22 protein-coding genes and 2 tRNA genes are annotated in these 20,693 nt (G+C 69.4%); 14 read left to right on the forward strand and 10 right to left on the reverse strand.

Annotation, left to right across the window (positions count from 1 at the left end):
• Positions 1-121: 121 nt before the first annotated feature.
• Entirely contained in the window at positions 122-835 is a 714-nt protein-coding gene (locus tag AC1DMN_RS05270; protein ID WP_477383931.1) for a VIT1/CCC1 transporter family protein, read from the reverse strand.
• A 137-nt stretch (positions 836-972) separates the two neighbouring features.
• Between AC1DMN_RS05270 and AC1DMN_RS05275 the strand changes: the two genes are divergently transcribed.
• The 5 genes from AC1DMN_RS05275 to AC1DMN_RS05295 all read left to right on the forward strand — a co-directional run bounded on the left by AC1DMN_RS05275 (position 973) and on the right by AC1DMN_RS05295 (position 4,221).
• Entirely contained in the window at positions 973-2,253 is a 1,281-nt protein-coding gene (locus AC1DMN_RS05275) for a sensor histidine kinase (protein WP_477229989.1), read from the forward strand.
• Positions 2,254-2,332: 79 nt separating this feature from the next.
• Entirely contained in the window at positions 2,333-3,049 is a 717-nt protein-coding gene (locus AC1DMN_RS05280) for a LuxR C-terminal-related transcriptional regulator (RefSeq protein WP_441976516.1), read from the forward strand.
• Positions 3,046-3,951, forward strand: a complete 906-nt coding sequence (locus AC1DMN_RS05285) for a DUF4097 family beta strand repeat-containing protein (RefSeq protein ID WP_477229988.1) — start codon at positions 3,046-3,048, stop codon at positions 3,949-3,951. Before AC1DMN_RS05280 ends, AC1DMN_RS05285 begins: the two co-directional genes overlap by 4 nt.
• Positions 3,952-4,006: 55 nt before the next feature.
• Positions 4,007-4,080 (forward strand) — tRNA-Ile (locus AC1DMN_RS05290).
• Between the two features lie 68 nt (positions 4,081-4,148).
• Positions 4,149-4,221, forward strand: a tRNA-Ala gene (locus tag AC1DMN_RS05295).
• Positions 4,222-4,317: 96 nt separating this feature from the next.
• Here AC1DMN_RS05295 and yczR read toward each other — a convergent pair.
• Entirely contained in the window at positions 4,318-5,742 is a 1,425-nt protein-coding gene (gene yczR, locus AC1DMN_RS05300) for a MocR-like transcription factor YczR (protein ID WP_477229987.1), read from the reverse strand.
• A gap of 61 nt (positions 5,743-5,803) precedes the next feature.
• Between yczR and yczE the strand changes: the two genes are divergently transcribed.
• The 3 genes from yczE to AC1DMN_RS05315 all read left to right on the forward strand — a co-directional run bounded on the left by yczE (position 5,804) and on the right by AC1DMN_RS05315 (position 8,090).
• Complete coding sequence (gene yczE, locus AC1DMN_RS05305; RefSeq protein WP_441976519.1) at positions 5,804-6,535, forward strand: membrane protein YczE; 732 nt, start codon at positions 5,804-5,806, stop codon at positions 6,533-6,535.
• A gap of 34 nt (positions 6,536-6,569) precedes the next feature.
• Complete coding sequence (locus AC1DMN_RS05310; RefSeq protein WP_477229986.1) at positions 6,570-7,391, forward strand: phosphatase PAP2 family protein; 822 nt, start codon at positions 6,570-6,572, stop codon at positions 7,389-7,391.
• Positions 7,392-7,748: 357 nt separating this feature from the next.
• Positions 7,749-8,090, forward strand: a complete 342-nt coding sequence (locus AC1DMN_RS05315; protein ID WP_477383933.1) for an avidin-fold protein — start codon at positions 7,749-7,751, stop codon at positions 8,088-8,090.
• An 81-nt stretch (positions 8,091-8,171) separates the two neighbouring features.
• Here the strand turns inward: AC1DMN_RS05315 and AC1DMN_RS05320 are convergent, their stop codons facing one another.
• Positions 8,172-8,747, reverse strand: a complete 576-nt coding sequence (locus AC1DMN_RS05320) for an Lrp/AsnC family transcriptional regulator (RefSeq protein ID WP_440732736.1) — start codon at positions 8,745-8,747, stop codon at positions 8,172-8,174.
• A gap of 129 nt (positions 8,748-8,876) precedes the next feature.
• Between AC1DMN_RS05320 and AC1DMN_RS05325 the strand changes: the two genes are divergently transcribed.
• The 5 genes from AC1DMN_RS05325 to AC1DMN_RS05345 all read left to right on the forward strand — a co-directional run bounded on the left by AC1DMN_RS05325 (position 8,877) and on the right by AC1DMN_RS05345 (position 14,275).
• Positions 8,877-10,463, forward strand: a complete 1,587-nt coding sequence (locus AC1DMN_RS05325; protein ID WP_477383935.1) for an ABC transporter substrate-binding protein — start codon at positions 8,877-8,879, stop codon at positions 10,461-10,463.
• Between the two features lie 80 nt (positions 10,464-10,543).
• The gene (locus AC1DMN_RS05330) at positions 10,544-11,611 is read left to right on the forward strand and encodes an ABC transporter permease (RefSeq protein WP_440732738.1); all 1,068 of its coding nucleotides are present in this window, start codon (positions 10,544-10,546) and stop codon (positions 11,609-11,611) included.
• Entirely contained in the window at positions 11,608-12,534 is a 927-nt protein-coding gene (locus AC1DMN_RS05335) for an ABC transporter permease (protein ID WP_477229985.1), read from the forward strand. Before AC1DMN_RS05330 ends, AC1DMN_RS05335 begins: the two co-directional genes overlap by 4 nt.
• Positions 12,531-13,424, forward strand: a complete 894-nt coding sequence (locus AC1DMN_RS05340) for an ABC transporter ATP-binding protein (RefSeq protein ID WP_477383937.1) — start codon at positions 12,531-12,533, stop codon at positions 13,422-13,424. Before AC1DMN_RS05335 ends, AC1DMN_RS05340 begins: the two co-directional genes overlap by 4 nt.
• Positions 13,421-14,275, forward strand: a complete 855-nt coding sequence (locus AC1DMN_RS05345) for an ABC transporter ATP-binding protein (RefSeq protein WP_477229984.1) — start codon at positions 13,421-13,423, stop codon at positions 14,273-14,275. Before AC1DMN_RS05340 ends, AC1DMN_RS05345 begins: the two co-directional genes overlap by 4 nt.
• A gap of 96 nt (positions 14,276-14,371) precedes the next feature.
• Here the strand turns inward: AC1DMN_RS05345 and AC1DMN_RS05350 are convergent, their stop codons facing one another.
• The 6 genes from AC1DMN_RS05350 to AC1DMN_RS05375 form a co-directional block, all read right to left on the reverse strand.
• Positions 14,372-14,668, reverse strand: coding sequence for a hypothetical protein (locus AC1DMN_RS05350; RefSeq protein ID WP_441976524.1), 297 nt, complete (start codon positions 14,666-14,668; stop codon positions 14,372-14,374).
• A gap of 206 nt (positions 14,669-14,874) precedes the next feature.
• A complete protein-coding gene (locus AC1DMN_RS05355) occupies positions 14,875-15,147 on the reverse strand; it encodes a hypothetical protein (RefSeq protein WP_441976525.1) in 273 nt (90 codons plus the stop codon).
• Between the two features lie 130 nt (positions 15,148-15,277).
• On the reverse strand, positions 15,278-16,399 hold the full coding sequence (locus AC1DMN_RS05360; RefSeq protein ID WP_477383939.1) for a M24 family metallopeptidase: 1,122 nt from the start codon (positions 16,397-16,399) through the stop codon (positions 15,278-15,280).
• A 252-nt stretch (positions 16,400-16,651) separates the two neighbouring features.
• Positions 16,652-17,329 carry a DUF3349 domain-containing protein gene (locus tag AC1DMN_RS05365; RefSeq protein WP_477229982.1) on the reverse strand — a complete coding sequence of 226 codons (678 nt, stop codon included), beginning with the start codon at positions 17,327-17,329 and terminating at the stop codon, positions 16,652-16,654.
• Positions 17,326-17,616, reverse strand: a complete 291-nt coding sequence (locus AC1DMN_RS05370) for a hypothetical protein (RefSeq protein WP_440732744.1) — start codon at positions 17,614-17,616, stop codon at positions 17,326-17,328. Before AC1DMN_RS05370 ends, AC1DMN_RS05365 begins: the two co-directional genes overlap by 4 nt.
• 16 nt (positions 17,617-17,632) lie before the next feature.
• On the reverse strand, positions 17,633-18,829 hold the full coding sequence (locus tag AC1DMN_RS05375) for an inorganic phosphate transporter (protein WP_477229981.1): 1,197 nt from the start codon (positions 18,827-18,829) through the stop codon (positions 17,633-17,635).
• Between the two features lie 259 nt (positions 18,830-19,088).
• Here AC1DMN_RS05375 and AC1DMN_RS05380 point away from each other — a divergent pair, with 259 nt between their 5' ends.
• Positions 19,089-19,910, forward strand: coding sequence for a cytochrome c oxidase assembly protein (locus AC1DMN_RS05380; protein WP_477229980.1), 822 nt, complete (start codon positions 19,089-19,091; stop codon positions 19,908-19,910).
• 189 nt (positions 19,911-20,099) lie between these two features.
• On the opposite strand, the gene AC1DMN_RS05385 is transcribed toward AC1DMN_RS05380, so the two are convergent.
• Complete coding sequence (locus tag AC1DMN_RS05385; RefSeq protein WP_477229979.1) at positions 20,100-20,558, reverse strand: hypothetical protein; 459 nt, start codon at positions 20,556-20,558, stop codon at positions 20,100-20,102.
• Between the last annotated feature and the right edge of the window lie 135 nt (positions 20,559-20,693).

Raw genomic sequence — 20,693 nt, forward strand, 5'->3', positions numbered from 1 at the left:
TCCGCGTTCTCTTCCGCGTTCTCTGACCGCGAGACTGCAACTCTGTCGCGAGACTGCACGATTCTGCTGCAGTTTCGTGACGGGGATGCAGTCTCGCGGTCGATGGATGCGGGATCGAATCTCAGACGACGCCGGTGCTGCCGAGCAGGGTGCCGATGAGCCACGTCGCGAGGAGGGCGAGCGCCCCGCCGATGACCAGACGGATCGAGGCGCGCGTCGGATTCGAGCCGCCGATCCGCGCTGAGATGAAGCCCGTCGCGGCGAGGGCGATCAGCACGGCGACGAAGGTGACCGGCACGCGCCAGCCGGGCGGCGGCAGCAGGATCGCGAGCAGCGGCAGGATGGCGCCGACCGTGAACGCGATCGCCGAGGAGATCGCCGCGTGCCACGGGTTCACCAGATCGTCCTGGTCGATGCCGAGCTCGACCTCGAGGTGCGCGGCCAGTGCGTCGTGCTCGGTGAGCTCGACGGCGACCCGGTGCGCGGTGTCGTCGCTGAGTCCGCGCTGGCGGTACAGCTCGGTGAGYTCGGCGAGCTCCGCSTCSGGCATSGTRCGCAGCTCYTCGCGYTCCTTCGCGATGAGCGCGTGCTCGCTGTCGCGCTGGCTSSWCACCGAGACGTACTCRCCGAGCGCCATCGAGATCGCGCCGCCGATSAGGCCSGCGAGGCCCGCGACCAGCAGCGCGGCATTGTCCGTCGTGGCACCGGCCACGCCCACGACGAGGGAGGCGACCGACACGATGCCGTCGTTCGCGCCCAGCACCCCGGCTCGCAGCCAGTTCAGGCGCTGTCCGAGACCGGTGCCGTGCGGTTCGTGCGGATGCAGTGCAGTCATGGGTCCACGTAAGCACCTGCACGCACCGCCGTCCATCAAGGCAAGGCATGCATAACCGCTGTTCTTACGGAAACCCCGARCCAGATCCCCCGGCTTCCCCCGTTCCCGGTCCACGAGCGCGCCCGTAGCGTGGAGCCATGACCACAGCAGCCTCCTCCCCGCCTCCTGTGACAGGCCCTGTCGCGGAAGCGTCACGCACCCCGGTGCGCCTGTTCCTCACGATCCTCGAACTCGCCGCGCTCGGCGTGATCGGATCCGCGGTGGTCGGCATCCTCGGCGGTGCGCTGGGGATCGGCTTCGGCCTCAGCTTCCTCGGCGTCGGGATCATCGTGCTCGTCGGCCTGGTCTACGCCCTGTACGGAGTGGCCTGGTTCGAGATCGCGCGGCTGAACGGCCTGTACGGGTTCGGACTCCCGGCCCTGCGCTGGCGTGCGACCGACCGTCCGGGCTTCGGCGGCTGGCTGCTCTCGCTCTGGCGGCAGGCGTACAACGGCCGGATGTGGCGGGCGCTGGCCAACTTCGCCATCGCCTGCGCGCTCGGATCCCTGGTGCTGCGGCTCATGGCGTGGTTCGGGTGGTCGGCGGTCACGGCCTTCGCCCCGCTGTTCACCACCGGCGAGGTCGACACGGGTTGGGGTACGAGGTACCCGAGCGCCTGGGCCCCGCTCATCGGCGGCGCAGGCGCGGCGGCCGCCGTCGTCGGCATCATCAGCGTGGCGCTGCTGCACCGGGCGATCTCGCGCGGCATCGTCGCCACCCCCGACCGAAACCTCGACCTCAGTGAGCGGGTGCGCACGACCACCGCGCAGCGCGCCGGCGCCGTGCGCGCCGCAGACGTGGAGCGCACCCGCATCGAGCGGGACTTGCATGACGGCGTACAGCCGCGGCTCGTCTCCGTGGGGATGACGCTCGGGATGGCGCAGCAGAAGATCGACTCGGATCCGGAAGCCGCCAAGGCGCTCATCGCCGAGGCGCACACCTCGACGAAGGCGGCGATCACCGAGCTGCGCCAGCTCGCGCGCGGAATCCACGCCTCGGTGCTCGACGACCGGGGGCTGGACGCGGCCCTCTCGGCCCTCGCCGGGCGGTCCCCCGTGCCGGTCGTGCTCGATGTGCGGCTGAACGGGCGGTGCTCGCGTGACGCCGAGGCCGCCGTGTACTTCACCATCGCGGAGTCGCTCACCAATGCGGCCAAGCATTCCCGGGCCAGCGAATGCAGGGTCGTGGTGCGGGTGCGCGACGGCGGCACGCTCTGGGCCCGGGTCGAGGACAACGGCATCGGGGGCGCGACCGTGCTTCCGGGCGGAGGCCTCGACGGGATCGGCAACCGCGTGCTCGCCGCCGGTGGCACGTTGCGCCTGGACAGCCCCGCGGGCGGTCCGACCAGCCTGGAGGTGAGCGTCCCGTGCGCATCCTGATCGTGTTCCCCGGGGTCGTTGAGCGAGAACGGCGAAGCCGACCGAGACGAAACGCCGCTTCTGCAGGAATGGTGACCTCATGAGGATCCTGATCGTCGAAGACTCGGTGCTGCTGCGGGAGGGGCTCGTGCGTCTGCTCGAGGACGCCGGGCATGCGGTCGTCGCCGCGCTGCCCGATGCGACCGACCTCGACGAGAGCGTCGATGCCACCGATCCCGAGCTCTGCATCCTCGATGTCAGGCTCCCGCCGACATTCGTGGACGAGGGGATCCGCGCCGCGCTGTCATTGCGCACCCGACTGCCGCAGCTTCCGCTGCTCGTGCTGTCGCAGTACGTCGAGGAGCGTTACGCGAGCGATCTGATCATCGCGCAGAGCGGATCAGCACAGGGGTCCGCGGGCCCGCTCGGCTACCTCTTGAAGGACCGGGTGGCTGATGTCTCCGAGTTCATCGAATCGGTCGCGCGCATCGCCTCCGGATCCACCGTGCTGGACCCGGAGGTCGTGGCACAGCTGCTCACCCGGCGCAACCAGGACGACCGCATGCGAAGCCTCACCGAACGCGAGCGGACGGTGCTCGCCATGATCGCGGAGGGCAAGTCGAACCAGGCCATCGCGGCCGCGCTGTTCCTCTCCGAAGCCAGCGTCGAGAAGCACATCACCGCCATCTTCCAGAAACTCGGGCTGGAACCCGACGAGTCCGGCAACCGCCGCGTCCTCGCCGCGATCGCCCACATCTCCAGCGCCGGCCTGAACGGCCCTGGTGCCGGACCCGCACAGACAGGACCGAACCGATGACGAATCTCACCCCTCCGAACCCGCCCGAGCCGGACCCCTCTGCGGCCGCTGCGCCGGACTCCTCCCGCCCCGGATCCCCCGCGCCAGGCTCGAACCCGAGTCGCGGAGCCCTGACCGCGATCACCATCGCCGCGGCGATCATCGGCGGCGGGGCGCTGGTCACCGTCGGCGGCACCTCCGCACTCGCGGCTGTCAGCCAGATCGCCACCGGCGACGGCTCCGTGGGCAGCACCACCACCGTCGACACCTCGGGCGTGACACACCTCAAGGTCCAGGTCGGGCGCGGTTCCGCGACGGTCCGCTTCGATGACGTCGCCGCGGCGACGATGCGGACCACCGGGGCCGGCAGCAGCGACTGGACGATGCGCCGGGACGGCGACGTGCTGCGCGTGGACCGCCCCAGCGGGCCGTTCGGCTGGTGGATCGGCGCCTGGTTCGGCATCGATCCGCAGATGACCCTCACGCTCCCCCGCGAGCTGGAGGGCGAACTGGGCGCCGACCTGCGGCTGGATGCAGGTTCGCTCTCCACCCAGGGACGCTTCGACACGCTGAGCACGACCGTGAACGCGGGGTCGCTGACGGTCGCCGGCGGCGCGACCGCGGTCACCACGCGGGTGAGCGCAGGCTCGGCGACGCTGCGCCTGGACGACGTCACCACGGCGGACCTGTCGATGTCGGCGGGCGACCTGAACGCCACGCTCGCGGGCACGCAGCCCGACGGGATCCGCCTGGACGTCAGTGCCGGATCCATGGACGTGACGGTACCGTCGGGCCGGTACGCCCTGTCCAAGGACGTCTCGGCGGGCAACCTGGAGACGAGCGTGCAGAACGACTTCTCGTCGTCGCATCGCATCCAGGCCTCATTGTCCGCGGGGAGCATCACCCTGCGCGAAGGCAGCTGACCCGGCTCGATTTCGTGATCGTGTCAACGTCCGGTAAAGTCTTGGAGGTTGATACGGGGCTATAGCTCAGGCGGTTAGAGCGCTTCACTGATAATGAAGAGGTCCCAGGTTCAAGTCCTGGTAGCCCCACCGACATGTGAGCGGATCCGAGAGAATCGGATCCGCTCATTCGGTCGAAACCCGCCGAATCCCGGCACGGGGCCTTAGCTCAGTTGGTAGAGCGCCTGCTTTGCAAGCAGGATGTCAGGAGTTCGAATCTCCTAGGCTCCACACAGGACGAAGGGTCCAGGCATACGCCTGGACCCTTCGTCGTTCCCAGGCCAGTGCAGCCGAGAACCGGTGCTCGTCCGCGTCCAACTCGACCACTCACACCAGTGCTTCGGCGGGGGTCGGCCGCGGTCCGGCTGCAGGGAGGTCGACGCCCGCGGTCACCCGTCGCCAGGACTCCTCGAGGATGTCGACCGCGCGGGCGAGCTCGCGGGCCTCGGCCGTGAACGGGATCCGCAGGTGCCGCTCGTGACCGCCCTCCACCGCGAACCGCGGTCCGGCCGACAGATGCAGCCCGTGCCGTGTGGCATCCATCACCAGGGCGGAGCTCAGCGGCGCGCCCAACTCGACCCAGAGTGCGACTCCGCCGTGCACCTCAGGCACCGACCACTCCGGCAATGCCGCGGCCAGCGCTGTGGTGAGCGTGTCGCGGCCGGTGCGCAGCAGAGCGGAGCGCTGCGGCAGGATCTCATCGAGCCGCGCGACCACGCGGGTTGCGATGGCCTGCTCGAGGTCGGGGGTGCCCAGGTCGTGCGAGGTGCGTGCCGCCCGCAGGCGGCGGATCAGATCCCCGTCGGCACGGATCCATCCGATGCGCAGCCCACCCCACACGGACTTGCCGAGCGAGCCCACCCGGATCCAGGGGCCGGTCGTGAAGGGCGCGCGGCCCGCGGGCCCGTCGACACGGAGATCGGCGGTCGTCTCATCGATCAGGAGGACGGATCCGGCATCGTGTGCGGCGCGCGCGAACACCGAACTCTCCTCCGTGCTCATCCATCGCCCGGTCGGGTTCTGGAACTGCGGCATGAGGTAGGCGAGCACGGGAGCCGTGCGGGAGAACGCCTGCACGGCTCGATCCAGGTCCCAGCCATGCCGCGCATCCACAGGAACACCCACGAGACGGGATCCGGCCCGACGGAACGTCTCCGCGGCGTGCGGATAGGTCGGCGTCTCGATGAGCACGCGATCGGCCCGGCGCAGCAGAGTGCCGGCGATCAGGTTCAGCGCATGCTGGGCGCCGTTGGTGACCATGACCTGCTCGGGCACGGTGTCGATCCCCTGCACCGTGTACCGGTCCGCGATCGCGGCACGCAGCTCGGCGTGTCCGAGGATGTCGTAGCCGGAGCGGGAGACGAGCGAGGTCGCTGAACCCGCGACCTCGGCGATCACCCCCGGCAGGCCGGGCCACGCCGGAGGGCTGGCCTGCTGCAGGTCGATGCCGCCGTGGTCGAACCAGCGCGCGGCGGCGGTGCGTCCGAGCGGCCGGGTGACGCTGCCGGAGCCCTGGCGGCTGACGATGTGCCCGGTCGCGCGCAGTCCCCGGTAGGCGGCTGCGACCGTCGTCCGGCTCACGCCGAGCGCTGCCGCGAGCTCCCGCTCGGCGGGCAACGCCGTCTCGGGAGCGATGCGATTGTCGAGGCAGAGCAGGCGGATGCCGTCAGCGAGAGCGTCGAAGGCCGGTTCGCTGGTTCGCCACAGCCCGAGCAGCTCTACCAGTGCGCGCGCGGAGAGACGGGAGTCCATCAGGCCAGCCTAGGGTGATTGGACTGGTCTCACCAGTCCAGTTCTCCTGCATCATGGATCCATGACACGACGGGTGCTGCAGCTGGTGATCGGACTTGTGCTCTACGGCGTCGGAGACGGGCTCATGATCTCCGCCGGACTCGGCGTCGACCCCTGGACCGTGTTCGCGCAGGGGCTGTCCCGGCACACCGGCATCGGCGTGGGATGGATCACSAACATCGTCGGSCTSCTGGTGCTRCTGCTGTGGATCCCGCTGCGGCAGAAGCCTGGCCTGGGCACTCTCCTGAATGTCCTTCTCGTGGGAACCGCGATCCAGGCGACGGTGACGGTCCTCCCGCCGGTGCACGGCCTGCTCATGCAGATCCTCCTGCTCGTCGCCGGGGTGCTCGCGGTCGCCCTCGCGAGCGGGCTGTACATCGGTGCGCACTTCGGTCCTGGCCCGCGCGACGGTCTGATGACCGGCATGAACTCCCGCCTCGGCTGGCCGATCTGGGTCTCCCGCCTCACGGTGGAGGTCACGGTGCTCGCGATCGGCTGGCTGCTCGGCGGAACCGTCGGTGTCGGCACGGTCGTGTTCGCCCTCGGAATCGGCCCTCTCGTGCACATCGCCCTGCCGCTGCTCGACACGGCACGCACGCGCCATGGACACGGCGAGGAGCCGGAGACGCCTACGCGGCTCCCGGAGGATACCGGTCTCGTCCGACGACTCATGCGGCGCGGCCGTACCGGGACGTACGACGAGTCACGGGCTCTCAAAGACCTGCGGGCTGCGCAAGATCGCAGGGACTGGTGAGCAGGCCCACAGTTCGAACCTGCATGATGGATGCATGGCGGCAAGACGTGGAGTGTGGTCTTTCGCGATAGCCGCCGTGATCCTCGCGGCCGCGTTCGTGGCCACATACGTGTTCTTCGTGCGCACCTACGTCGGGCAGATCGTCGACGAGCGGGCGTTCGTGGGGGCTTCGTCGCAGCACGATTTGGTCTATCGCCTCACGGGCATGGTGCTCGGCAATGTACCCACGGTCGCCATCGGCGGGGGAATCCTGCTCACGCTGATCATCGGCCTGGGGACGCGACGGTTCCGGCATCTGCTGGTCGCCCTCGCTGTGGGAGGAATCGCGGTGATCGCCGCCGAGCTCGCCAAGCACGTGTTCCTGGACCGCGTAGCGACCGGCGCCACCGACTTGCTCGACAATTCATTCCCTTCCGGGCATGCGACGGTCGCCGCCGCCGCGGCGTTCGCTGTCTTCGTCGTGTGTCCCCCGCGCTGGCGCCCTCTGGCGGCAGTGCTGGGCGGTGCATTCGCCGTGGTCACCGGGATTCTGCTGGTAATCCAGCAGTGGCACCGGCCGAGCGACGTGGTCGCGGCGTTCATGCTGGTCGCGGCATGCGGGTGCCTGGGCGGCATCGCGCTGCTGCTCTGGCGTGTGCCCGAAGCGGTGCCGCCGGCACGAACGCTGCCCGCGCTGTGGTGGATCGCGGGGGCGAGCGCCCTCGCCTCGGCCGTCGCCTTCGTCATCATCTACATCACGGTGGAGAACCACGGCAGCCACCTGCAGATCGCTTACGCGGGTGGGGGCGCCGCGATCCTCGCCGTGGGAAGCGCCTTCGCCGCCGCGGGGAACACGCTCTTCCGGCGGATTTCCTGAGCCGGATCCCTCCGTCCGCGCACGGTGATTCCCGTGTGCCGAGAGCACACACCGGAATATCGGTGCGGGGTTTCCCGGCGTCGCAATGACAAGATCTGTGACGCGCGGGAAAACCACCGGTGAACAGCAGGTATCTCCACGAAGAGCCCGGGCTGGCGGCACTGCACAGGACGTTTTCCGCATTCGCCGAGTAATCCACATGTGGATGAACCTGTTAATAGATTTCTGCGCCGCAGGGATTGTCATTCCGGCGGAGATGATGGCGACCCGCACGGGATCCGCGCACCGCCTTCACGGCCCGCACCGGAGGAGGACGGGATTGCGCCGAACGCCGGTGCGGGGTCCATACTCGTCGTCATGCCTTCCACGCTCCTCCTCGACGGACTGCGCTTCGCCATGGTCTCCTCGACCGCCAGCGAGGTCGATCCCAAGGCCCCGACGACCTTCGACTACCACCAGGACGGCCGCCTGATCTKGGGCGAATACACCGGTGACACGGTGACGGAGGGCCGTTTCGTCGGCGAGGTGGCCGGTGCCGAGGTGCGGGTGTCGTTCGCGCATGCCCTGGTCAGCGACGGCTCCGTCGTGCGTGGGGACGCGGTGAGCCGCGCCGAGCAGGAGGACGACGGCCGGATCCGCCTCATCGAGGACTTCGCCGTGGATGGCGTCGAACACGTGAGCGTCTGCCTGCAGGTCTGAGGCCCTGCTGTCGCCGGTGAGGGCACCGCGTTTCGTCTCGGTCGGCTTCGCCGTCCTCGCTCAACGACCCCGGGGTGACCGTCAGACCCGGGTCCCGCGGCTCCCGTCGGTGCGGGTGAATCGCATCAGGCCGCTGTCGACGCCGATCGCCGCGCGCTCCGGGATCTCGTCCGGCAGCACGAACGGTCGACGGAAGACCTCGCCCATGACGATCGCGGTCTCGACCTTCGTCACCTCGGGACGGTCGGCGATCGTGCCGATCACGAGCGACTGCATCCGCTCCATGTCGACGCTGCGGACGAGGAGCATCACATCGTGCTCACCGGTCATCACCATCGCCGATTCCACATCGGGCATGTCACCGATCGCCTGCAGGAACGAGGACCACGACTGCGGCTGGATCGTGCAGAACACGAGCGCGCTCACCCCGAGGCCGAGTCGCGTCGTGTCGACCTCGGCGGTGTACCCCGTGATGATCCCGGCGCGGGTCAGGGACTCCACCCGGGAGTAAGCGCTGGCCCGGGAGATCCCGACCTCCTGCGCGAGCGCGGCGATCGAGATCCGCCCGTTGCGGCGCAGTGCGCGGAGGATGTCGTACGCGATTTCGTCGATCCCGGGCGCGGATCGTCCAGAGACGGAAGGCTGATCATCGCTCATGCTGGACATATTGCCGTAGTGATGGAAGCGTGACAATGGATTGCTCGAAATCTGGCTAAACGGTCGGATATAGTGCCGGGAAACCCGACCCGGTCATCTGACCTGTCCAATTCAATGAGGAGGAAGCCCGTGGCCCGTTCCTATCGCCACGTCGCCGCAGCGCTCATCGCTGTGGCTGCAATCGCGCTCGCCGGCTGTTCCGGGGGCAACTCCGCGAACAACTCCAGCGGCTCCTCCTCGGGCGGCACGCTCGTGGTCGACACCGCGTTCTCGCTCGAGACCGGTGACCCCGGCCGCAACTACGTGCCCACCGGCAACATGGTGCTGCACGCGGTGTACGACACGCTGCTGACGTTCCAGGGCGCCGATTCGACCACCCCGAAACCGGATCTCGCGACCATGAAGCAGAACTCGGACGCCACCGAGTTCACCTTCACGATCCAGGATGGCCGGAAGTTCTCCGACGGCACCCCGGTCACCGCCGACGATGTCGTGTTCTCGCTCGACCGCGTCGCGGGCATCACCGATTCCAAGGCCAACTTCCTCATGGCGGGCATCACGGTCGCCAAGGTCGATGACAAGACCGTCACCCTGTCGACCAAGACGCCGTCGCTGCAGCTGCCCGCGATCGTCACCAACCCGTCGCTCGCGATCCTCAACTCGAAGCTCGTGAAGAAGAACGGCGGCACGACCGACGACAAGGACGCGGCCAAGACCTGGCTCGACGCGAACTCGGCCGGCTCCGGTCCGTACAAGCTGCAGTCGCTCGACCTGACCTCGCAGGTGGTGCTCGTGAAGAACGACAGCTACGACGGCGAGGACAAGCCGGCCTACGACAAGATCGTCGTGCGCAACATCTCGCAGTCCTCCACGCAGCTGACCAACCTCAAGGGCGGCGACTCGAACGTGGCGGTCGACCTCTCCGGAGACCAGGTCAAGAACCTCGGCGACGGTTTCACCGTGAACTCGGCGCCGTCTGCCGAGACGCTGTTCCTGCTCATCAACCAGGACAAGAACGTGGGCGGTGCGACCGCGAACCCGAAGTTCGCCGAGGCCGTGCGSTACGCGCTSGACTACGACAAGCTSCTSGAGCTSGCCGGCRMSGGATCCGWGCAGGCCACCGGCGTCATCCCGCCGATGTTCCCSGGYGCGAACAAGTCCGGCGTGAAGCAGGACCTCGACAAGGCCAAGGCTGCTCTCGCCGCCTCCGGATACACCGGCCAGGAGATCAAGCTCCAGTTCCCGAACGACAACCCGGTCGGCGGCGTGGAGTTCACCCCGGTCGCCGAGCGCGTGCAGGAGCAGCTCAAGGCCGCGGGCATCAACGCGACTCTCGCCCCGGCGCCGTTCGCGACCGAAGTGCAGCCCTACGTGAAGGCGCAGGAGGCGTTCTCGCTCTGGTACTGGGGCCCTGACTACGCCGACACCTCCTCGTTCCTGCCGTTCGGCCCTGGTCAGAAGGTCGGCCTGCGCGCCGGCTGGCCGACGGAGGCCGACAGCACCATCGCGGGCCTGGTGACCAAGGCGCAGAACGCGACCTCCGTCGACGAGCGCAACACGGCGTTCAGCGACTACGCCAAGGCGATGCAGGAGTCGGGACCGTTCGTGCCGCTGATCGTGCCCGGCATCAACCTCGCCAGCTCCACCAAGGTGGCGGGTCTCGAGTACAACGTGACCTGGACCCTCGACCTGCGGACGCTGCACCCCGCGAAGTGAGCCCTGCGGGGACCGGAGCCACGCGGCTCCGGTCCCCGCAGCATCACGCCCCCTCCGCCACGTAGATCCGGAAGCACCCTGTGTCCGAGACCCGAGTCATCGCCACCCGCAAGACGCGGCAGGCCCAGCACACGCTGCTGCGCTTCCTCGCCCGGCGGGCCGTGACGAGCGTGATCCTGCTGTTCGGGATCGTGCTGGTCACCTTCTCCCTCACCGTGATCGTGCCCGGTGATCCGGTGCGCGCCGCCCTCGGCGAGGGCGCCGCCTCGAACCCCGCCACGGTCGAGGCCTTCCGGCAGAAGTACGGGCTGGACCAGCCGGTGTGGATCCGGTTCTTCCTCTACGTCGGCAACCTGCTGCGCGGCGACCTCGGCACCTCGCTGAAGTCGGGACAGCCGGTCTCCGCAGACCTCGCCAAGGCCGTGCCGGCCACGGCGGAGATCGCCTTCTACGCGATCATCATCAGCCTCGCCGTCGCGATCGTGCTGGGCACCCTCGCCGCCTACCGCCGCGGCAAGGTCACCGACCAGGTCGTGCGCGTGGTCACCCTGATCGGGCTCAGCATCCCCACGTTCTGGATGGCCATCCTCACCTACCAACTGTTCTTCATGCAGCTGCACTGGGTGTCAGGATCCGGGCGGATCTCCCCCACGATCACACCGCCGCCGCGCATCACCGGCTTCTACACGATCGACTACCTGCTGAACGGCGACTCGGTCGGATTCTTCGACGCGACCAGCCACCTGGCCCTGCCGGTGCTGGTGCTGAGCCTGTTCACGATCGCGACCCTCACCCGGTTCGTGCGCACCTCCGTGCTCGAGGTCCTCGACATGGACTATGCCCGTGCGGCGCGGGCGAAGGGCCTGAGCGGACGCCGGGTCGTCGTCGGCTACGTGCTGCGCGGAGCGGCGCTGCCCATCCTCACCCTCGTCGGCATCGCCTTCGGCAGCCTGCTCTCGGGCACTGTGCTGGTCGAGGCCGTGTTCGCCTGGCCCGGCCTGGGCACCTACGCCTACAACGCGTCGAAGAACCTCGATCTGCTCGCGGTGACCGGCGTCGGTCTCGTGGTCGGCGTCATCTACCTCGTCATCAACCTCGTCGTCGACGTGCTCTACGGCGTCCTGGATCCGCGAGTGAGGCTGTCATGAATCTCGTCATCCCCGAGCAGGTCGCCCCGAGGCGCCGTCGCCCCTGGCTGCCGCGCGCCTGGCGGACGCCGCTGGCCGTGGTGGGCACGGTGATCGCCCTGATGTGGATCGTGATCGCGATCCTCGCCCCGTGGATCGCCCCGCACGACCCGCTCGCGCAGGACCTCCCCCGGCTCGCCGCCCCCAGCGGCGACGCGATCATGGGCACCGACGTCAACGGCCGCGACGTGTTCTCCCGTCTGCTCCTGGGTGCTCAGGCGACGATCCCGCTCGCGCTCATGCTCGTCGTCTGCGCGATGATCGTCGGCACCGTCGTGGGCGCGGTCGCGGGCTATCTCGGCGGCTGGTTCGACGAGGTGCTCATGCGCATCACCGACATGGTGATGGCGTTCCCGACCGTGATCCTCGCCATGGTCATCGCCGCCTCCCTCGGCCCGTCGATCATGAACGCGGTCATCGCCGGCATCATCGTGGCCTGGCCGCCCTACGCCCGCATCACGCGGTCGCTCGTGCTCGGACTGCGCACGCAGAACTATGTGATCGCCGGGCGCCTGCTCGGATCCTCCCCGCTGCGCTCCCTGCTGCGSGACGTGCTGCCGAACATCGCMGGCCCYGTGCTSGTGCTCGCSTCGCTCGACATCGGCACGGCGATCCTGCTGCTGTCCGGMCTGTCSTTCCTCGGTCTCGGMGCGCAGCCGCCGACGCCCGAATGGGGCACSATGATCGCCGCGGCCATGCAGAACACCTCGGCCTGGTGGCTGGGTCTGTTCCCCGGCCTTGCGATCCTCAGCATCGTGATGGCGTTCAACTTCATCGGTGACTCGCTGCGCGACGCCCTCGATCCGCTCGCCGCGCGCGAGCGCGAGGCGGAGGCGCCCACCGCGGTGTCGGCCGCCGCCGCGACCGGGGAGGTGGCCGCATGAGCGCCGCACTCGCGATCCGCGACCTGCGCGTCGACCTCGGSCAGAGCMGWCGCAACCGCACCGAGGTCGTSARGGGCATCTCGCTCGACCTSGTCCCCGGACGTATCCAGGGCCTTGCCGGAGAGTCCGGATCCGGCAAGAGCATGACCGCCATGGCGATCCTCGGTCTGCTGCCGGCTGGAGGCACCGCCTCCGGATCCATCGTCCTCGGCGGCGCGGGCGGATCGGAGGTCGAGCTCGTCGGGATGACGGGCGGGGCCTACCGCCGCGTGCGTGGCAAGCGCATCGGCATGGTCTTCCAGGATCCGTCCGCCAGCCTGCATCCGCAGATCACCGTCGGCTCCCAGCTCGCCGACGGCATGCGCGCCCATCTCGGGCTGTCCCGCGCCGAGGCCCGGAAGCGGGCATCGGAGCTGCTCGCGCTGGTGCGCGTGCCGAACCCGGAGGAGGCGCTGCAGAAGTATCCGCACCAGTTCTCCGGCGGGCAGCGGCAGCGCATCGCGATCGCCATCGCCCTGGCCTGCGAGCCCGAGGTGCTGCTCGCGGACGAGCCGACCACGGCGCTGGACGTGACGGTTCAGGCGGGGATCCTGCACCTGCTGCGCGACCTCGCGACCGAGCGCGACCTCGCCGTGCTGCTCGTCACGCACGATCTCGGCGTGATGAGCGCGATCGCCGACGAGGTCGCGGTGATGCGCGGCGGGCTGATCGTCGAGTCCGGATCCCGGCAGCAGGTCTTCCAGAATCCGCAGCACCCGTACACGCGGGAGCTGCTGGATGCGATGCCCGACGCGCAGGACTCCCTCGTGGATGCGCCGGCCGAGAGCGGCTCCGCGCTCGGTGCCTCTGCCGCCGACGCGGACGCCGCCGACACGGAGGAGAACCGATGAGTGATCAGAAGCCGGTCCTGCACGTCGACTCCCTGGTCGTCGAGTACGGCGGTCGCGCCGCGTTCCGCGCGGTGGACGGCGTCTCCTTCGACATCGCCGCCGGTGAGGTGCTCGCGCTCGTCGGTGAGAGCGGCTGCGGGAAGTCCTCGACGGCTCGGGCCGCGATCGGCATGGAGAAGCCGCGCGCCGGTGAGGTGCTCTACCGGGACCGTCCGGTGAAGCCGCTCGGAATGCGCACCCGCCCCGCCGAACTCACCGCGATCCAGATGGTGTTCCAGGATCCGAACTCCTCGCTGAACCCGCGGATCCGCGTCGCGCAGCAGATCGCGGAGGGATCCCGCGCCGCCCGTGCCCGTGGCGTCGACACCGAAGCGCCATCGCACTGGCTGAAGGCGGTCGGCCTCTCCCCGACCCTGGAGAACCGATACCCGTACCAGCTCTCCGGCGGTCAGCGGCAGCGCGTCGCCATCGCCCGAGCGCTCGCCGCGAAGCCCGACCTGATCGTCGCCGACGAGCCGATCTCGGCGCTCGACGCCTCGGCCCAGGCCTCGGTCGCCGGCATGATGCGCGAGCTGTGCGTAGCCTCGGGCGCGGCGATGCTGTTCATCTCGCACGACCTCTCCGTGGTCCGGCTCATGGCCGACCGTGTCGCCGTCATGTACCGCGGGCGCATCGTCGAGTCCGGCGCGACGCCCGTGGTGTGGGCCAACCCGGTGCATCCCTACACGGAGGCGCTGCTCGATGCGATCCCGCATCCGGACGGCGAAGGCGTGCTTCCCGCGGCGCCCGCCTCGGAGGCTCCGTCATCCTGGCGCACCGAGATCCCCGAGGCCCTCGACCGCGTGCGCTGACCGCGCGACACAGACTTCCCGGTGCGGGCCGCCCCCGATTGCGCCCGCACCGGGAGATCCACGGTGCGGGCGCGATGGGTCAGGATCCCGCAGGGGTCAGCCTCCGACGAAGCCTTGCGCCCCGGTCGGAAGTCCCTCGGCTTGGCATGCCGCGGCCAGCGCCTGCGAGGCCTCGCCCCAGGCGACGGTCGCGGGATCCTGGGTTGTCGAATCGGTCTGCATCGAGGGTTGGATCGATTGCAGCGTCGTCAGCGCCTTGGCGACCGGCCCTTCGCCGACGGTGGGCGCGTGCCCGATGACGCGGAAGGCGAGGGAGTACCAGCCGGTCCGCTCCTGCGGGCTGATCGCACCGCGATAGAAGGAGTAGTCGGTGTTGTGCAGAATGGTCAGCATGTCCGAGTAGGTATCGCAGGCGACCTTGTCGGTCGCTGCAGGGGTGGCCGTCGGACTTGGGGCGGGAGACGTGGCGGTGGCAGAGGGCCGCGTGGAGGGTTTTCCGTCCGTCGTGACGGTGCCCGCCGTGCAGCCCGAGATTCCGACAAGCACCACAGCCGCTCCGACGGTGATCAGAACGTGTGAAGGGATCCTCGTTCGCGCCGTCATGTGTCCGCCTCTTGATCCGTTACGACCCAGCCGAATCGCTCGCGGAAGTCGTTGAAGCACTCCGGGCAGACCCAACTGTAATCATCGTCCGCGGTCACCCACGCTTCTTTGTAAGCAGCATGACCGGTCGGATCATCCGAGATCTCCGCCGCGCAGAAGTCACACCGATCGTGATCCCAGCCCTGCCGATATGGCGTCCAACGTGCAAGACGCATGGACCGACCGCAGAGGTAGGACTCCTGTCCCATCAACCGCCAGTCCTCGGCCACAGGCTCAGATTACGCGGAGACGCATCGGCTTCGGTCCCCTCGTCAACGTCGGCGTGGCGACGATCACCCTGCACCAGGTCGCGAAATGCACTCCCTGCGTCAGCCTGTCGGGATCAAGAGCACGCGGAGGTCAGAGACCGGCGCTCGTCAGCTCGTGCGGGGTGGTGTTGAGGTTGGTGCAGCCGTCGGCGGTGACGACGACGATGTCCTCGATGCGGGAGCCCCAGTCGCCGGGGAAGTAGATGCCCGGCTCGATGCTGAAGGCCATGCCCTCGCGCAGCGGCAACGCGTTGCCGGGCGCGATGTACGGCTCCTCGTGCGTGGTGACGCCGATGCCGTGGCCGGTGCGGTGCAGGAACGCCTCGGCCAGACCCTCCGCGGCCAGTATGTCGCGTGCGGCGGCGTCGACCTGCTTCGCGGTGACGCCGGGGCGCACCGCGTCGACGGCCGCCTGCTGCGCGCGCACGAGCACGGCGATGCGTCGCGCGACCTCGGGATCCGGCGTGCCGACGGCGTAGGTGCGCGTGCTGTCGGAGTTGTAGCCGCTGGGCACCGCGCCGCCGATGTCCACGACCACGATGTCGCCGTCCTCGATCACCCGGTCCGATACCTCGTGGTGCGGATCCGCGCCGTTCGGACCCGAGGCGACGATCACGRACTCCACCGTGCGGTGCCCCTCCTCGACGATCGCAGCGGCGATGTCAGCGCCGACCTCGCGTTCGGTGCGCCCGGCGCGCAGCAGGCCGGGAACGCGCCGGTGCACGGCGTCGATCGCCTCACCGGCGCGGCGCAGTTCGGCGATCTCGGCGGCGTCCTTGATCATGCGGCTCTCGCGGAGCACCGGCGTCGCGAGCTCGGGCCGCACGTCCAGGCGCTCGGTCAGCGGGATCGCGTGCAGCGCCGGCAACGCGTCCGAGACGCCGAACCGTGAGACGGATCCGCCCATCGCCGCCGTCACCAGCGCGTAGGGATCCTCGCCGTCCACCCAGTCCGCGACCGCGAGACCGAGCGCGCCGACGGCCGTGTCGCGTACCTTCGCGAGCTCCATCCGCGGCACGACGACGGTCGGATCCCCGGCCGCAGGGATCACGAGGGCGGTCAGACGTTCGATCGTGTCCCCCTCGACGCCGACGAGATACGTCAGGTCAGGCCCGGCTCCGACGATGATCGCGTCCAGACCGGCACTCGCGGTCAGGGTGCGGGCGCGGTCGAGGCGGGCGGCGTACACGGAGGCGGGGAAAGGCGTGCTCACTCCTCCACGCTACGTGCCGTCGAGGACGGCGCGCCAGGCCCGCGGCGAGACATATTCCGAGATCGAGATGAACCGCTGCGTGCGCCAGGATCCCGCGCCGAATCGTCCGTCGGATCCGCTGCGTCGCCCGCCCAGCCCAGACGATTCGCCTGTCTCGCGAGACTCCAACTCCGTAACGAGACTGCGGTTCTGGGGTGCAGTCTCGTCACTCAGTCGGAGTCTCGCGGTCAGGAAACGTGAGCGAGGAGCCGGTCAGCTCAGCGTGATGCCCGACTCCTCGAGACGCGTGCGCACGCGCTCCACGTCATCGTCGCCGGGGAGCTCGCCGAGCACCTTCATCATGAGCACCTGGGCATCGACGAGCGAGATCTCCGGATCCGCTCCGCTCTGCGCGGCGACCGCCTCGCACACCTTCTGCACCTCGTCGTCGGTGAGGCGGCGGCGCAGCAGGGCGAGGATCGGCACACGGTCCTGGGCGGGGATGCCCTCCGGATAGCCCGCGCCCAGCCAGCGCAGCGCCTGCGCGATCAGGTTCTGCTCGGTGGAGCCCGGCTCGTCGACCGCGGCATCCGGGCCGGCGGTTCCGCGCGCTCCGGCAGCGGCATCGGCGAGAATCGTCCGATCGCCSACGATCCGCTGCGCCTTGGTGCTCAGCGGCACTCCGCGATCGGAGAGCAGCATGGCCACGCGGCGCACCTCGTCGTCGCCCGGCGTCGCCGAGGTCACGCCCGCGATCGCGGCCCGGATCTGCGAGACCCGCACCGGGTCCGTCTCCTGCTGGGCGAGCGCGCTGACCACCGCGGTGAGCTCCTCCGCCGTGAGCGTGCGCCGGAGCAGTGCCAGCAGCGGCGTGTAGTCCTTGGGTGGCACGCCTTCCGGATAGCCGGCGCGCAGCCAGTCGAGCACGCGGCCGAGAACGTTGCCGTTCATCTGCCGACCCCGAACAGGGAGATGCCGAAGTAGTGGTAGATGCTCAGCCGGGTGATGAAGAGCACCCCGGCCAGCACCACGGCGATCACGAGCGCGAACAGGATCCATCCCGCCGCGGTCAGCAACGGCCGGCGTGTGCCGGGCGCCTCGCCGTCGACCTCCCCGGTGCCGGCCGACTGCAGGCGCATCCCGAGGGCGAACAAGGCGGGCAGCCCCGCACCGAACAGCAGTCCGACCAGCAGCACGCGACCGGCCGAGAGCGCCATCTGTGCGATGTCGAAGTTCATGTATCCGTCCTTCGGTTCAGGCCGCCGCGCCCTGCGAGGCGGCGTTCGGCGCGAGGGATCCGTCCCACTCGGCATTGACGTTGTGGTGGTCGATCTTCTGGCGGCGGCTGCGCAGGTACATGAGGGCGGCGGCCGCCAGCAGCAGCACGAACACGGTGATAGCGCCGGCGAGCCCGCCGATGCCGTGCGCAAGGAAGAAGCAGAGCGCGCCGACCACACCGGCCGCGGGCATCGTGATGAGCCAGGCGGTGACCATGCGCCCCGCGATGCCCCAGCGCACCTGGGCACCGGGCCGGCCCACGCCGGAACCGAGGATCGAGCCCGTCGCCACGTGCGTGGTCGAGAGCGCCATGCCCATCGAGCTCGAGGTGAGGATGATCGCGGCGGAGGACGCCTCGGCCGCGAGGCCCTGGGGCGACTCGATCTCGACGAGGCCCTTGCCGAGAGTGCGGATGATGCGCCAGCCGCCGAGGTAGGTGCCGAGTGCGATAGCGGCGCCGCAGCTCACGATGATCCAGATCGGCAGGCCCTCGTTCAGGATCTGGTCGCCGGTGAGCGAGCCGTGCGCGATGAGGGCGAGGGCGATCACTCCCATGGTCTTCTGCGCGTCGCCGGTGCCGTGCGCGAGGGAGACGAGCGAGGCGGTGCCGATCTGACCCCAGCGGAAGCCGGCCTCGCGGTGCTTGGCGTGCACGGTGCGGGTGAGGCGGTAGACGAGCCAGGTGCCGACCGCGGCGACGACGCCGGCGATCAGCGGGGAGAGCACGGCGGGGACGATGATCTTGCCGAGGATGCCGGCCCAGTTGACGGTGGCGGCACCCGCGATGCCGGCGCCGATCAGGCCGCCGAAGAGGGCGTGCGAGGAGCTGGACGGCAGGCCCAGCAGCCAGGTGAGCAGGTTCCACAGGATGCCGCCCACGAGCCCCGCGAAGATGATGATCATGGCCGACTCGGGGTTGAGACCGGGCACCAGATCGCCGCTCGGGCTCTGGATCGTCAGCACGTCCTTGGTGATGGTCGCGGCGACCTCGACCGAGAGGAATGCGCCCACCAGGTTCAGGATCGCCGAGAGTGCCACCGCGACCTTGGGCTTCAGCGCCCCGGTGGCGATGGATGTCGCCATCGCGTTCCCGGTGTCGTGGAATCCGTTGGTGAAGTCGAAACCGAGTGCGGTCACGACCACCAGGATGAGGATCATCACTTCGGCGCTCATGATCGTCAGCATTCCGCGCTGCGCCCCCGCGAACAGCGGGTGTCGCGCACTCGACCGCGAGAGTTCACCGGGCGTTAAGGGCGGCCATCGCGACGGCCGATCGCGAGGTCCTCACCGCCCGCATAGCCGCCGGGCGTAACGTCATCGCGGCCCGCCGCCGCGCGGTGCCGCATCCACCGCCCTCGCGAGACACGGAGTCGCCACGCCGTCCATCCCCGTCTTCCTCAGCACCTGGAGTCTGGATCCCACAGCACTCGCGGTGCTGATCGTCGCGGCCGGGCTCTACCTCGGCGGTGTCGTGGCGCTGCGTCGACGCGGCCACCGCTGGCCGCTGCGGCTGACGCTGATGTACCTGGTGCTCGGGCTCGGCTCGTATGCCTGGGTGTCGTTCGGGTTCCTCGGGACGTGGAGCATGGAGCTCCGCTGGGCGTTCACGACGCGGATCGCGCTGCTGCTGTTCGTCGTACCGATGCTGGTGACGTTCGGCCGACCCGTGGCGCTGGCCCGCACGGTGTTGTCGGCACGCCCTCGCGCGCGCATGAACGGCTTCCTGAGGTCGCGGCTCGCGAAGTTCTTCGGCAACGCGATCATGGCCCCGGTGTTCACATGCCTGGTGTTCGCCGTCTTCTTCACGCCGCTGTCGGCGATGCTGCGGTCAGGCGCTGTCGCCGAGGCCGTGATCTCGGTGCTGGTCCCGCTGCTGGGGCTCCTGATGGTGCTGCCGATGGCGGCGCACACCGTGGCCCGCACGAGCCTGTTCATCGTGGCGGAGTTCCTGTTCGCGTTCGTGGAGCTCGTGCTCGACGCGGTCCCCGGCGTGCTGCTGCGACTGGGCACCGTGGTCTTCGATCACGCCGGCGCCTGGCCCGGCGCCCTGCCGCTGTGGTTCCCGAATCCGCTACGCGATCAGCAGCTCTCCGGCGACCTCCTGTGGCTCATCGCCGAGGTCGTCGACGTGCCGATCCTGGTGATCCTGATGATGCGCTGGCTGCGGATGGACAAGCGCGAGTCACGCCAGCTCGACGAGCTCAGCGACGAGGACATGGCCGAGCTCACCGCCGCGCACCTGCGCGGGGAGTGACGGATCCGGCCCGCCCGCGCTGTCCGGGTCGCGGCGTCCGGCCTGCGGTTCACGTCGCGATCTCCGCGTTCAGGTCGCGATCTCCGCGTTGAGGTCGCGATCCCCGCGTTCAGGTCGCAGATTCGGTCCCATCCGGGCCGGTTTTGCAGCCGAAATCGCGACCTGAACCTCAGGAGTCCGGATCCGGCGTCACTCCGCAGGGGCCGCGGTGCGGATGCGCTCGCCGAGGAAGGCGAGGTCGGCGGGCGTCAGCGCGGTCACCGCGTAGGACACGGGCCATACGGTGCCGTCGTCGAGCTGCGCGGGCCACTCGAACTCGAACGTGGCGTAGCGCACCTTGAACTTGGCCTTCGGCTTGAAGAAGCAGACGACTTTGCCGGCGGCGTTCGCCCAGGCAGGCATGCCGTAGTAGGTCTTGGGGACGAGGTGCGGCGCGTTCTCGGCGACGAGGCCGTGCAGGGCGGTGGCGAGGGATCCGTCCTCCTCATCCATCTCCGCGATCTTGGCCAGCACGTCGGCCTCGCCGGCGGCGCGCAGCTCCTCGGGGCTCACCTTCTTGCGGGCGGCGCGGGTACGGCTCTCCTTCGCGGCCTCCTTGACGGCGGCGCGCTCGAAGTCGCTCAGCACAGGGGCGTTGTTCTCGGTCATGGCATCCTCCGCTCGACGGCCCCGTGGATCCGGGGACTTCTTCAGCGTACGAAGGCGTGCGGACGGGCGCTTCTTCAGAACTGATCGATCCGATCGTGCGCGTGCGGAGAGGTCTGACCTGACCGCGCCGTACCA

This window comes from Microbacterium sp. 01T413_2, from assembly GCF_056398985.1.

What these genes read in the sequence shown, in the direction of transcription:
- AC1DMN_RS05275 (WP_477229989.1), top strand. Translation starts at nt 973, where the DNA reads ATGACCACAGCAGCCTCCTCCCCGCCTCCTGTGACAGGCCCTGTCGCG.
- AC1DMN_RS05280 (WP_441976516.1), top strand. Translation starts at nt 2,333, where the DNA reads ATGAGGATCCTGATCGTCGAAGACTCGGTGCTGCTGCGGGAGGGGCTC.
- AC1DMN_RS05285 (WP_477229988.1), top strand. Translation starts at nt 3,046, where the DNA reads ATGACGAATCTCACCCCTCCGAACCCGCCCGAGCCGGACCCCTCTGCG.
- yczR (WP_477229987.1), bottom strand. Translation starts at nt 5,742, where the DNA reads ATGGACTCCCGTCTCTCCGCGCGCGCACTGGTAGAGCTGCTCGGGCTG.
- AC1DMN_RS05310 (WP_477229986.1), top strand. Translation starts at nt 6,570, where the DNA reads ATGGCGGCAAGACGTGGAGTGTGGTCTTTCGCGATAGCCGCCGTGATC.
- AC1DMN_RS05320 (WP_440732736.1), bottom strand. Translation starts at nt 8,747, where the DNA reads ATGAGCGATGATCAGCCTTCCGTCTCTGGACGATCCGCGCCCGGGATC.
- AC1DMN_RS05345 (WP_477229984.1), top strand. Translation starts at nt 13,421, where the DNA reads ATGAGTGATCAGAAGCCGGTCCTGCACGTCGACTCCCTGGTCGTCGAG.
- AC1DMN_RS05350 (WP_441976524.1), bottom strand. Translation starts at nt 14,668, where the DNA reads ATGCTGACCATTCTGCACAACACCGACTACTCCTTCTATCGCGGTGCG.
- AC1DMN_RS05370 (WP_440732744.1), bottom strand. Translation starts at nt 17,616, where the DNA reads ATGAACTTCGACATCGCACAGATGGCGCTCTCGGCCGGTCGCGTGCTG.
- AC1DMN_RS05375 (WP_477229981.1), bottom strand. Translation starts at nt 18,829, where the DNA reads ATGAGCGCCGAAGTGATGATCCTCATCCTGGTGGTCGTGACCGCACTC.
- AC1DMN_RS05385 (WP_477229979.1), bottom strand. Translation starts at nt 20,558, where the DNA reads ATGACCGAGAACAACGCCCCTGTGCTGAGCGACTTCGAGCGCGCCGCC.